The organism is Dokdonella immobilis, assembly GCF_900115085.1.
In the GTDB taxonomy this organism is placed as follows: domain Bacteria; phylum Pseudomonadota; class Gammaproteobacteria; order Xanthomonadales; family Rhodanobacteraceae; genus Dokdonella; species Dokdonella immobilis.
In genome coordinates, this window is the sequence record NZ_FOVF01000012.1 from 43,658 (window position 1) to 56,295 (window position 12,638).

The following is a 12,638-nucleotide window of genomic DNA, read 5'->3' on the forward strand; positions in this document are numbered from 1 at the left end:
CGACGCATGCAGATCGAGGCCCTGAGAGAGTTCGTCGACCGCCATGAGCGCCTGTTCGTGCTCACCGGCGCCGGCTGCAGCACCGACTCGGGCATCCCCGACTACCGCGACGCCGATGGCGGCTGGAAGCGTTCGCCGCCAGTGACCCTGCAGGCCTTCCTCGGTGATCGCGAGACCCGTCGCCGCTACTGGGCGCGCAACATGCTGGGCTGGGGCCGATTCGGGTCCGCGTCCCCGAACCTCGCCCATCACGCCCTGGCGCAGCTGGAAGAACAGGGGCGTCTGCAGGTCCTGCTGACCCAGAACGTCGATCGCCTGCACCAGCGCGCCGGCAGCAGCAACGTGATCGATCTGCATGGTCGCATGGATCGGGTCCGCTGCCTGGGTTGTGGCGAGTGCATCGCACGTGAGGCCTTGCAACCCGACCTGCTTGCGCGCAATGCGGCATGGGTCGGACTCGCTGCGCGCCCCGCGCCCGATGGCGATGCCGATCTCGAGGCGATCGACTTCACAGACTTCGAGGAGCCGGCCTGCGCGCATTGCGGCGGCCTGCTGAAACCCGACGTCGTCTTCTTCGGCGAAAACGTGCCGCGCGAGCGCGTGGAGCGCGCCGTCGATCATCTGCAGCGGGCCGATGCCATGCTCGTGGTCGGATCCTCATTGATGGTCTATTCGGGATTCCGCTTTGCCCGAATGGCTGCGCAGCTGGGCACGCCGATTGCCGCGGTCAACCTGGGCCGGACCCGGGCCGACGACCTGCTTGCGCTCAAGGTCGGCCTGCCGTGTGCCCAGGCATTGGCTATTCTGGCACCGCAAACGGCCCTGGCCGCTGCCGTCACGGCACGCGCGTAGCCATCGCGGGACGTGCCGCCATCGGCCGCCGATTCGGCAGGGCCGTCCCCCGGCAGGATCCGCCCGGCACGATCCCGGGATCGCTCGCACGCCGGTGCGACCGACACGTCTTCAACCTGTCGCCACGGCCACGAGCGAACGTTCGCCAAAGAAATTTCCTTCCCGGTCGTAGCCGACGGCTATGATGCCGGATTGCCGTCGAACCTCGCGGGCCAGCGCTGCCCGCTCACCGCAACCCACCCATGAGTGCGCACGAACCGATGCAGCCAGGGGAAATCTCGTTCCATCGTCCGCTTGCGTTCTGGTTCGGCTGCATTCTGCTGACCATCGGCGTCTTGTCGCATGCCCCGATGTTCCTGATGGGTGCGCATACGCACTACCACCTGGCTGGCATGCCGATGGATACCGGCATGCTGGTGGGCATGGCCCTGATTCCGCTGGGTCTTTGCCTGTCCGGCTACGGCCTGTTGCCACGTATCGGAAACTTGCGCCTGACGCCGCAACGGACCGTCGGGGAGTGCCACTTCCATCTCGCCGATGGGGTGGCGCTCAATCGCCGCCACTGGACCCTGGTGCTGGTCCTGGTGGTCGCCCTTGCCGTCGACGTGATGAAACCGGCGACCCTCGGATTCGTCATGCCCGGCATGACCCGGGAGTACGCCATCAGCCGCGAGACCGGAGCCCTGCTTGCCCTGGTCGCGTTGACCGGAACCACGCTCGGGTCGATTCTTTGGGGCCATCTCGGCGACCTGTTCGGACGACGTTCGGCCATCCTGCTGTCGGCGCTGATGTTCATCGGCACGGCGATCTGCGGAGCCATGCCGACCTTCGGCTGGAATCTGGCCATGTGTTTCCTGATGGGCGCTTCGGCCGGCGGTCTGCTGCCGATCGCGTTCACCCTGATGGCCGAAACGGTGCCGGCCGCGCACCGCGGCTGGCTGCTCGTTGCGCTCGGCGGACTCGGCACATCCGCGGGTTACCTGCTCGCGGCCTCCGCGGCAACATGGCTCGAGCCGTTGTTCAGCTGGCGGGCGCTGTGGCTGCTCGGGCTTCCCACCGGCGCGCTGATCATTCTCCTCAATCGCTGGATCCCCGAATCGCCACGCTTTCTCTCCAGCGTGGGTCTTCGCGACGCTGCCCAGCAGGTGCTGCTGAGATTCTCGGGCAATGCCCAGGGGGCAATAGAAGCGGACGATGCGGACCATCCCGGACCCCCGATCGTCGAGGAGCAGCATCCGATCGCCAGCATGCGGCAGCTGATGCGTGGACGCCATGCCATGCTGACCCTGGGCCTCGTGGTCTGTGGCATCGCCTGGGGCCTGACCAATTTCGGGTTCCTGCTCTGGCTACCGAGCAATCTCGTCAGCCTGGGCATCGACCCGGCCGGCTCGAGCGCGCTGCTCGCCCGTTCCGCGGTGATCGCGCTGCCCGGTATCGCGCTCGTGGTCTGGCTGTACCAGCGCTGGAGCAGCGTGCGCTCACTGGTGCTGTTCATCGCCCTCAGCGTCGCCGCATTGGCGGCCTTCATGCTCATGGCGTTGCTCGAGCGGAGCTCAGCGGAGATGACGACCGCGGCTACGGTCGCGCTGCTGGTCAGCACGAGCGGCGTCATTGCAATGCTGATTCCGTATGCCGCGGAGATCTACCCGGTTCATCTTCGCGGCAGCGGATCGGGCGTGATCGCTGCCAGCTCCAAGTTCGGCGGAATCCTCGGCGCCGGTCTCGGCACGCTCGGATTCTTCGAGAACCTCGCCATGTCGGCCGCCCTGATTGCCTTGCCCATGGTCGCTGCTGCGTTGCTGCTCGCCCGTACCGGCGTGGAGACGCGCGGCCTGCGCCTGGAGGAGATCCAGTCGGCGCTGGGCAAGCCCGCGACCGGCGGCTGAAGTCGATGCCCCGCAGGCAGATGAAGGAGCCGGCCGCGGGGATGCCCGGCAGCATCGATACGGCGCGGGCAACCGTTGGGCCGGCGCATCGGGTAGCCCGCAGCCGGAAGCCATGCGCCGCCGTGGGTACCGCGCGAGCGGGGCAGATCCGGCGCGGCCGATGGTGGACTTCCGGCCACGGCCCGCTCCTTGGGTACGGATGCGCCATGGAACGCAAAGGTGCATGATCGGCGTGGGGATCAGCTGCTGCAGCGGCGGCATATCGTCGGTGGGCCATGCGGAAGAAGTTGACCACAACGATCGTGCTGGCCGTCGGCATTTTCGGCATCGCGTTGCCCGTACTGGCGGCGTTGTATCTCGCCCATCGCCAGAGCATGGATGCCGAGATCCGCCTGGCCAATACCATGGCCGGCGAAATCCTGCGCCGGGCCGACGCCGCGGGCGATCAGGCGATTGCGGCCTACACGGAACTGTCCACGCCGGAAGACGGCGATCCCTGTTCGGATGCGCGCCTGAAGCGCATGCGCGATGTCGATCTGAACCTGAGCTATGTCGAGGTCGTCGGTTACGTCGACAAGGACCGCCTCGTTTGCTCGTCCCTGGGCCGGCATGGCGAAGGCATTCCGCTGGGGCCTGTCGAGTTCGTCAGCTCACGCGGCGCCAGCGTACGGACATCGGTCGACCTCGGGCTGGGGACCGGCGAAGACGGGCGGTTCCTGATCCTGCAAAAGGGCTCGCTGGCTGCGGCTTTGCATCCGGAGATGCTGATCGACACCTTTCAGGATCGCAAGGACATCGCGGTCGGCATATTCGGCCGCACCGGCAGGATGCGCCTCAGCAGCCGCGGCGAGTTCGAAACGAAGTGGATGTCCCGACTCGGCGGTGCCACCAGCGCGAATTTCTTCGACGGACGCCATCTGGTGACGCTGCTTCGATCCAGCCACTACGACACGGTGGCCTATGTCGCGGTACCGGCGGACTATCTGAGGTCCCGGCTCTACGGATTCTTCAGCGTGCTCGTGCCGATCGCCCTCGTGCTAGGCGCCCTGCTCTCGTTCGGCATCGTGCGCCTGGCCCGCCAGCGTGCTTCGTTGCCGGCGGAATTGAAGGCTGCGCTGCGTCGCGGAGAATTCGAAATGTACTATCAGCCCATCGTCGAGCTGGCGACCCGCCGCATCGTCGGCTTCGAGGCGCTGATGCGATGGCCGCGCCGCGACGGGCCGCGCCTGCGTCCCGACCTGTTCATTCCCGCAGCCGAGGACTGTGGCTTGATCACCCAGTTCACCGATTACATGCTCAAGCGGATCGCGGTCGATGCGCCCCGACTGATCGAGCGCCGGCCGCATTGCTATGTCAGCGTCAATCTCGGTTCATCGGATCTGCATTCCGAGGCAATCCTCGACCAGTTGCGCAAGCTGCTGGCGACACGGGGCATCCGTCCGCAGTGCATCGTCGTCGAGGCGACCGAGCACTCCTTTCTCGATCCGCTGCTGGCCCGGCCGATCGTCGCCGAGATCCGTGCCCTCGGCATCCGCGTGGCCATCGACGATTTCGGCACGGGATTCTCCAGCCTTTCGCACCTGACCACCCTGCAGACCGATTTCCTTAAGATCGACAAGGTGTTCGTCGAGACCGTCGGCACCGACTCGGCCACCAGCCAGGTCGCCCCGCACATCATCCGCATAGCCGAGACACTCGGGTTGAAGGTGATCGGCGAGGGTGTCGAGAACGAGGCGCAGGCGGCGTTCCTGCGCGCGCATGGAGTGGAATTTGCCCAGGGCTGGCTGTTCTACCAAGCCATGCCGATAGACGAGATTCTGAAGCTGGCCGAGCGCCCGCTCGACCTCGCCGGCGCGACCCCGGCGCCGGCCTGAGCGAACCTGTCCGGCGTTTCGGGCGGACCGGCACGCCGGGGCGCGGCTCCGCTGGTGTGGTGTCCCGCAAATAACGCGAAGAAATTCCGGATGGATTTCATGGCGAGACAAGGCGCGAGGAGGAGTCATGGTGGGCACTATGGCGACGACGAGCAACGCAGTATCGCCGGGAAAGACGCCGGAATTATTTGATGGTATTTGTGGGACACCACACTAGGTTGCACGAGTCGGCTGCATGGCCGATGCGGAGTTCGCCCGGCGCACGCAATTGCGGCCTTCATGCTTGGCCTGGTACAGGGCGCGATCCGCATCCCGCAGCAGATCGGCGGCGTGTTCGCCCGGCGCGGGGATGCGGCTCAGCACGCCCGCACTGATGGTGACGGTCTGGGTGCGGTTGCCGAGCGTGCGCGGCGGCAGCGCCTCGACCAGTGCGCGCATGCGTTCGGCGCAGCCGGCCACGATGTCGATATCGGCGTCGATCAGCAGGCAAGCGAATTCCTCGCCGCCAAAACGGGCCACCAGGTCCTGCTCGCGCGTTGCGCTCTGCAGGGCCTGGGCGATTGCGCGCAAGGCGACATCGCCGGCCAGGTGCCCGTACTGGTCGTTGTACTGCTTGAAGTGATCGACATCGATGACCATCAGACCGACCGGCAGGCCGCGCACCACCGAGCGTTCAATCGCCGCGTCGAGGGCTTCCATCAGGCGCCGGCGATTGGCTACTCCGGTCAGCGGATCCTGATAGGAGAGCTCGGTCAGGCGCGCGTTGGCGGCGCGGATTTCCAGGGTCCGTTCGGCGACTTCGCGTTTCAGCCGCCGTTGCCGCGCCCGCAGACCGCGGTTGTAGAGCAGCACCAGCCCTGCGACGAGCGCCGCCAGCAACAGCACGAAGGCCATGCGCACCAGGGGTTGTTCCCACCAGCGGGCGTCCACGGAGAATTTCAGCACGCGCGGGCTGCTTGGCGTGCCCGCGAAATCGCGGGCTTCCACGCGCAGCTCATAATCGCCCGGCGCCAGTCCGCTGAAGCGGCGCGCGTGGTCGTGGCTCCAGGCACCGGGACCGTCGTCGATGCCAAGGAGTTCGCTGCGGTAGGTGGATTCCTGTTCGCGCAATCCGGACAGCACCGTGAATTCGATCTGCACCTCGCGCGTGCCGGCGGGCAGCTTCCATTCGTCGCGGTCTTGTGGATCCGTCGAAACGCCGTCTGCAATCCAGTCGGTGAAATGCAGCGGCTTCGGCTGCGTGTCGCGCGAACCGGTGTGGATGCCCGGGTCGAACACGCCAAGTCCGCCGAGGGTGCCGACCCAATAGCGGTCCTGGTCGTCGATGGCCTGCGCATTGGTGTTGCATTCGTCGTGCACGAGGCCGTCGCGACGCCGGAATACGCGCTCTGCGTAGCTGCCATCGGACTGGCGGGTCAGTTGCTGGACGCCGTTGTTGGTGCAAACGTAGATTCGCCCCTGGCGGTCCGGAACGACGCTGTAGACGGTCGGATCGGGTGGCGCCGGCACCTGCGTGTCGGTCAGGCGACGCGGATGCTCCGGGTCGGTGACATCAAGCCGGACCACGCCGCTGCGATTGCTGCTGGCCCAGAGTATCGTCCGTGAACCGTCGACGATGGGCGTGACGCTGCGGAAGCCGTCGGCGTCCATGACCGTGTCGGCCGGCAGGAGCCGCCAGTGTTCGCCGTCGAATCGTGCCAGTCCGCGGTTGCTCGCGGCCCAGAGCCAGGAGCGACCGCTGGCGTCGACCTGTTCGGCGAGGCCGACGACCGTCCAGTCCGGATCGACGCCCTCGGCGATGAATCGTGTCCAGCGGCCGTTGCGCAAACGGAAGATGCCGCTGTGCAGGGTCGCGAACCACAGTTCGTTGCGACCGTCGATTCGACGCCCGATGGCGTGACTGGCGGCCTCGTCGGGGCCGAGCGTCCATGGCACCGACATTGGTTCGAACCGCAGGGCATCATGCACGCGCAGCAACTGGCCACCGACCAGGCTCAGCAGACGCCAGCGCCTTCCATCGGGACCGGGCAGATTCCAGATCTGGCGCACGCCCTCCGCGGGCAAGTACCCGTTGGCCGCGGTGAAGTAGCGCCATTCGCCCGCCCGCAACAATCCAAGACCCTGTTTCGCCGTGCCGACCCAGAGTTGCCGCTGGCCGCCGGCATCGGTCTCCGGCAGCACCGCGAACACGCCGTTCTCGCGTGCGCCCATCAAGGTCACGGTCTGCCACTGACTGGGGGTCAGGGCGGCCCGCGCGATGCCGCCCTCGGTGGCCAGCCAGAGCAGGTCCGTGCCGTCGGCATTGCGTTGCACCTTGATACCGCGCACCGCATCGGAAGGCAGACCGTGGCGGCGATCGAAGACCGCGATCTTGTCATCGATGATGCGCAACAGGCCCGCCCGCGAGGCAATCCAGATCGTCTGCTTTCCGGCCGCCGAGGTCGTCGCGCGCAGCGTATACAAGGCTTCGGTCGGCAGTTCGCCGCTGGCCGCGCGCCAGATGCGGACACCGTCCTTGCGTATCCGGGCCAGACCATCGCCGTAGCTGGTGATCCAGAGCTCCTCTTCGCCGCCATGCTGCGTGCGCAACATGTCGGTACCATGCCAACCTCGGAACTCCGGTCTTTCGAATCGTTGCCACGCAGCCGGCGCGCGCGGGTCAGCGCGCTTGCGGTACCAGAGTCCGTCCAGTGTCGTCAGCATCCATTGGCGCGGCTCTCCGAACAGGGTATCGGTTTCCTCGATGCGCGCAGCCGGCCCCTTCTGCACTGAGTCGTTGCCCGGATCGCTGCGCCACTCGCCAGCCTCGAAATGCCAGAAGCCGGTATCGAGGCTGACCCACAGATCGTCGCTCCCATCCGCATGACGGATATCGGAAAATCGCTGGTGGAACTTGCTGGTGGCCGGATACAGCGACCACTGGCTGCCGTCAAGGCGGGCCAGTCCTTCTCGCTCGAAGATCGCCCAGAGCCCGCCCTTGCCGTCAGCCTGCATGTCGCGCACGAGACTGTGCGCGTCGGCGAACGGCCACGGCGTCCAGCGGTATCCGTCGAAGCGCGCCAACGAGGAAGCCGAACCGGCCCAGACGAAGCCCCTGGCATCAACGCCGACAGTGCTCCAGATTTCTTCGGACAAGCCCTCGCGCGGCCCGTAGACAGTGAATCTCGGCGCGCCTTCGTCAGCCAGATCGAGCGAGGCGGTCGCATCGGCGGGCATCGGGGCGAGCAGACAGGCGAGCATGCCGAGCAGGGCGGTAGGGACTCGAAGGCGCATTCCTGGTCGTTTTTCCGGTTTCGGGGTGGTCAGGTCAGCCGGCAACACGGTCGTTTGCCGAATCGGCGCCGATCTGTCCGGCACGCGGCGCGCATGCACGATGCATGCCGCATTGTCGTCGGCTCGCGGCCCCGTGATCGCGTCGCGCACGGCGGAACTCGCATCGGCGATGCGCTCGGAAACTCGAATCGGGTACCGAGGCAGGGACGTGTGTCGACGAACTGGGCAGGCGGTCACGGCGGGGCTGGCCTGGGAGCAGGACACTGCCCCGGTGACCCGCCAACGACGGCAGCGGCCGGCCCGCGACTGGCCGCTTGCGGCCACGTTTCGAGGCATTCGGACGGCCAGGAGGCGCTCCGAAATCCCGGTCGCAAGCGGGCGACCGTGCACCGCCGGAGTCAAGACCATGCCATTCCGTATCCTGCTGGCCGCCCTCGCCCTGCTTGCCGCCAGCGAGCTGCCGGCCCGGATGCCGCGCGACTACGACATCGTCTACGTCCGCCAGGTGCGCTTCGGCGACAACCAGAACACGATGTGGCCCGAAGTGTTTCATCCGGCGCGGCTCGATCCGGGTGCCGACCTGATGCTCCTGCATCCGGACGGCAGCGAGGAGGTGCTCGTTGCCGGCGGCAACGGCGGCGTCACCGATCCGTTCGTCTCCTTCGATGCGCAATGGGTCTACTACGCGCGCTTTCCCGACCTGCGCCCGCAGTCGCTCAACCACCAACGCGGCGATCTGCCGTACCAGGGTGCGGATATCTACCGCATCCGGCTGGCCACGCGCCAGATCGAACGCCTGACCCATGGCGAGTTCACGCCAAACACGGGCGCAGGCAACTGGGACGAAGGCAATCCGCTCGATCCGCCGGCGCAGTTCGATCGGCTCGGCTACGGCATCCTCAACCTTGCGCCGTGTCCGCTGCCCGGTGGCCGCATCGCCTTCGTCAGCAATCGCAACGGCTTCGAACCGCCCAAGGGTTACACCAATCCAACCCTGCAGCTGTTCGTCATGGATGGCGACGGGCAGAACGTCACCCAGATCGCGCCAATGAACATCTCCAGCGCGCTGCACCCGACCATTCTTCGCGACGGTCGGCTGCTGTTCTCCTCGCACGAGGACCAGGGCCTGCGTGACACGCGCATGTGGGGCGTCTGGGCGATCTGGCCCGACGGCCGGCGCTGGGAACCGGTCCTCAGTGCCTTCCGCGAGGGCCAGGCCTTTCATTTCATGACCCAGCTGTCCGGCGGCGATCTCGTCATCGAGGACTACTACAACCTCAACAACAACGGTTTTGGCCAGCTCTATCGCACGCCGGCGCGGCCGCCGGCCGGACAACCGCATTTCTTCAGCGCCTTCGCGGCGGACAATCCGCCGATCGAGCGTACCGTCGGCGCCGGCTTTTCCTATCCGTACACGATCCCGTTCACGCCGCGCGGCGGCCTCCATGCGCTGGCGCCGTTCACGCACGGCGACGACGAAGCGGCGCCGATCGGCAGCAACGGCCAGCGCGTCGGCAAGTTCACGCATCCCTCGGCGGCGCCGGACGGCGACCTCCTCGTGGTCTGGACGCCGGGACCGGCGAACGATCTCAATCGCCCGACGCCGGCGCCCTACTACGATGCCGGCCTGTATGCGATCGCCGGCGGCAACGTGGTTCATTCGCCGCAGGAACTCGTGCTGATCAGGAACGACCCGGCCTGGAACGAGGCCTGGCCTCGGGCCGTGGTGCCCTACAGCCGCATCCATGGCGTCGACGAACCCGACGAACTGGGCTGGCTGCCGAACGATGGCGGCACGCATGCGCAGTTGCCGGCCGGCACGCCATACGGCCTGGTCGGCAGCTCGAGCCTGTACAAGCGCGAGAGCTTTCCGGGCCAGGTGACGTCCTGGTCGGATACCTTCGACGGCCTCGACGCCTTCAATACCGGCGAAAACGGCCAGTCGAGCAACTGGTCGACCCAGGGCAGCGATGCCGGCAGGTACAGCGACAGCGACATCTGGGCGGTGCGCATCGTCGGCATGGAACCGAACTCGCACCGCAGTTACGGACCCAACAGCGGGCGCAGGTTCACCAGCCACGCCGAAGAGCGCCTGCGCGTTTTCGGCGAGATCCCGGTGCGCAAGTTCGGCAGCGGTGGCGCGCCCATACTCGACCTCGAGGGCAATCCCGATACGAGCTTCCTGGCCAAGATCGTCGCCGACACGCCGTTTACGTTCCAGATGCTCGACCGCAACGGCATGGTCCTGAGCATGGCCCAGACCTGGCACCAGGTGCGCCCCGGCGAGATGCGTGCCGATTGCGGGGGCTGCCACGCGCACAGCCAGCAGGCCCTCGCATTCGGCAGCACCGCCGCGGCGCAATCGAACTATGCGGTCATGGACCTGTCGACGAGCACGCCACTGCTGACCTTCGATGCCGCAGGCCAACCCGATCTGCGCATCGAGAACACGCGCCAGGTCAGTGTCGAGTTCCTGCACGATATCCGGCCATTGCTGCAGCAGCGTTGCATCGGCTGCCATCAGGGCGCGAATCCCGCGGGCAATCTGGATCTGGCCGACACGAGTGTCGTCGGCGGCCTGCCCGGCGACTACCGGCGCCTGGCCGCGGATTCCCAGGCCGAATACGGCTACGCGCCGGTGATCGCGAATCGAAGCTGGCGACAGACCAACGCCAGCCGCTACCTGCGCATGTTCCAGAGCCGACGCAGCCTGCTGGTCTGGAAGCTGTTCGACGCCCGCCTGGACGGTTGGAGCAACGCCGACCATCCGACCGAGAGCGTGCCGGGCAATGCCGCCACCCTGCCGGCGGGAGCCGATCCGAACGAGGCCGACCTCGACTACAGCGGCACGATGATGCCGCCACCGGGCAGTCCGGTCGCACCGTTGACGGCCGACGAAAAGCTCCTGTTCGTGCGCTGGATCGATCTCGGCGCGCCGATCGATACCGGCGATCCGGACTACGGCTGGTTCCTCGATGACCTCAAGCCCACGGTTGCCCTGAGCCAGCCGCGCCCGCGCGCCAATCCGGCAGCGCTCGCGCAGATCCGCTTCGGCCTCGCCGACGCAGACAGCGGAATCGCGCTGTCGAGCCTGCGCGTCAACGCCGACTTCACGGTCAATGGGCGCCCGGCCGGTGCCGAGCTGGCCGATCTTGCCGCTGCCGTCGACGAAGGCATCTGGGCGATTGCACTGGTGCCGCCACTGCAGAGTGGATGGAACCGGCATGTGCACATCAGCGTGCGCGACAACCAGGGCAACATCACGCGGGTGGATCGGGCCTTCTTCATCGGCGCCGACGACACGATCTTCCGCGACGGCTACGATTGAGCGCGAACGCGCTTGCCGATCGGCGCGTGCCGCTGCCCAACGTCGCATCGAGGATTGGTCGTTCGTGGAAATCGACAAGTTGGCCTGGATCCATATCCGCGAGCGCAAATTGCTCGGCGCACGATCGCGCGGCAATCCGGTCTGCTATCTGCCCGGCGGCAAGCGCGAGCCCGGCGAAAGCGATGCCGAGGCGCTCGTACGTGAGATTCGCGAGGAGCTCTCGATCGCACTCGATCCGACCACGCTCGTTGCGGCCGGAGAGTTCCGCGCCCAGGCAGATGGGAAGCCGTCCGGCGTAATGGTCAAGCTGACCTGCTACGAGGCTGCGTTCGAAGGCGTAATCGCGCCGGCGGCGGAGATCGAGGAAGTGCTCTGGCTCGAATACGCCGATCGCGAGCGCTGCTCGGCAGCCGGGCGCCTCGTGCTCGACCACCTGTATGCCCGCGATCGCCTCGACTAGTCGAGGCGCACGCCGAAACCCGGCCAGCAGCGCAGCCTATTCGGCGATGTAGCGCCATGGCTGGTCCGGCGCGGCCCGGCGCCAGACCGTGAAGAACGGGATCGCCGGGCGCTCGCTGCCATCCTCGGCGCGTTCGTTGAAACGGATATGACCGATGCTGAGGCCGAGATCGCCGCTGGCCGCGACGACCACGCGATCGGCTGACCAGTTCAGCGTGCTGCCGCCGGCCGGCTGTCCTTCGCTGACCAGCCTCGCGATTGCTTCGGCGCCGAAGACGAAGCCGGCATTCGCGGCCCCGCCGAGATTCATCGAATCGGCGTTGCCGAATTTGGCGAAGGCCGGCCCGAGCCCGATCGTCTGCGCGTCATCGGAGAAGGCCTTCTCGGCGAGGTCGAGCGCGGGCGCGGGCGCCTCCGGCGCGAACGCGCCGGGCAGCAGCGGCGCCTGCTCGGCGAGATCAACCTTGCCGTCCGCGCGCCGGGCGCGCTTCCAGGCGATCGCGTGCCAGCCCTCGGTGTCGCGTCGCCAGTAGGCGAGGTACTTGTAGGGCTGGGTCGAGCCATCGGCCAGGCGCTGGGTCATGAATCCATAGGTGAAACCCTGGCTGCCATCGGCCGAGATGCCGGCGCGAACCGGCGCCCAGTCGATGCGGGCCGAATCGAGCGCCGGATTGGCCCGCAATGCAGCGATGACTTCGGTCTTGCCGCGCGCGAAGCCCTTCCCCGGCACCGGCACGCTCACCTCCTCGGCGAAGGCGGCGGTCAATCCAGCCAGCCCATCGGTCTTCGCACTGGCCGAACCGAGGGCCTTGTCGGCAGCAAGCAGTTCGTCGGCGCGTTGCCTCGCCAGCGCGGTCGTTTGCGCCGGAGCGGGCGTGGCGCCGGCGAGCATCCATACCGCCAGCGCGGCCACTGCGATCACATGCATTGCTCGTTCCTCGGTTCTGGGGACGGGACATGTTCCAC

The 12,638-nt window shown here is 67.1% G+C and carries 7 protein-coding genes; 5 read left to right on the top strand and 2 right to left on the bottom strand.

The genetic code is table 11. The features are described 5' to 3' along the window. Positions 1–6: 6 nt before the first annotated feature. The 3 genes from BM125_RS10135 to BM125_RS10145 all read left to right on the top strand — a co-directional run bounded on the left by BM125_RS10135 (position 7) and on the right by BM125_RS10145 (position 4,612). On the top strand, positions 7–852 hold the full coding sequence (locus BM125_RS10135) for an NAD-dependent protein deacetylase (protein WP_092407549.1): 846 nt from the start codon (positions 7–9) through the stop codon (positions 850–852). Positions 853–1,094: 242 nt separating this feature from the next. Continuing rightward, positions 1,095–2,738, top strand: a complete 1,644-nt coding sequence (locus BM125_RS10140; protein WP_245778879.1) for an MFS transporter — start codon at positions 1,095–1,097, stop codon at positions 2,736–2,738. Between the two features lie 287 nt (positions 2,739–3,025). After that, on the top strand, positions 3,026–4,612 hold the full coding sequence (locus BM125_RS10145) for an EAL domain-containing protein (protein ID WP_175498002.1): 1,587 nt from the start codon (positions 3,026–3,028) through the stop codon (positions 4,610–4,612). Between the two features lie 213 nt (positions 4,613–4,825). Here the strand turns inward: BM125_RS10145 and BM125_RS10150 are convergent, their stop codons facing one another. Further along, positions 4,826–7,885, bottom strand: coding sequence for a ligand-binding sensor domain-containing diguanylate cyclase (locus BM125_RS10150; protein WP_175498003.1), 3,060 nt, complete (start codon positions 7,883–7,885; stop codon positions 4,826–4,828). A 406-nt stretch (positions 7,886–8,291) separates the two neighbouring features. Between BM125_RS10150 and BM125_RS10155 the strand changes: the two genes are divergently transcribed. Both BM125_RS10155 and BM125_RS10160 read left to right on the top strand, forming a co-directional pair. Then, positions 8,292–11,213, top strand: a complete 2,922-nt coding sequence (locus BM125_RS10155) for an HzsA-related protein (RefSeq protein ID WP_092407555.1) — start codon at positions 8,292–8,294, stop codon at positions 11,211–11,213. Between the two features lie 64 nt (positions 11,214–11,277). Further along, positions 11,278–11,673 (top strand): NUDIX hydrolase, encoded by a 396-nt coding sequence (locus tag BM125_RS10160; RefSeq protein WP_217647849.1) that lies wholly within the window; start codon positions 11,278–11,280, stop codon positions 11,671–11,673. Positions 11,674–11,709: 36 nt separating this feature from the next. Here BM125_RS10160 and BM125_RS10165 read toward each other — a convergent pair whose 3' ends face one another. Further along, a complete protein-coding gene (locus BM125_RS10165; protein ID WP_092407559.1) occupies positions 11,710–12,600 on the bottom strand; it encodes a hypothetical protein in 891 nt (296 codons plus the stop codon). Positions 12,601–12,638: the final 38 nt, after the last annotated feature.

Coding starts and splice junctions, on each gene's coding strand:
- BM125_RS10140 (WP_245778879.1), top strand. CDS start 1,095: ATGAGTGCGCACGAACCGATGCAGCCAGGGGAAATCTCGTTCCATCGT.
- BM125_RS10155 (WP_092407555.1), top strand. CDS start 8,292: ATGCCATTCCGTATCCTGCTGGCCGCCCTCGCCCTGCTTGCCGCCAGC.
- BM125_RS10135 (WP_092407549.1), top strand. CDS start 7: ATGCAGATCGAGGCCCTGAGAGAGTTCGTCGACCGCCATGAGCGCCTG.
- BM125_RS10165 (WP_092407559.1), bottom strand. CDS start 12,600: ATGCATGTGATCGCAGTGGCCGCGCTGGCGGTATGGATGCTCGCCGGC.
- BM125_RS10150 (WP_175498003.1), bottom strand. CDS start 7,885: ATGCGCCTTCGAGTCCCTACCGCCCTGCTCGGCATGCTCGCCTGTCTG.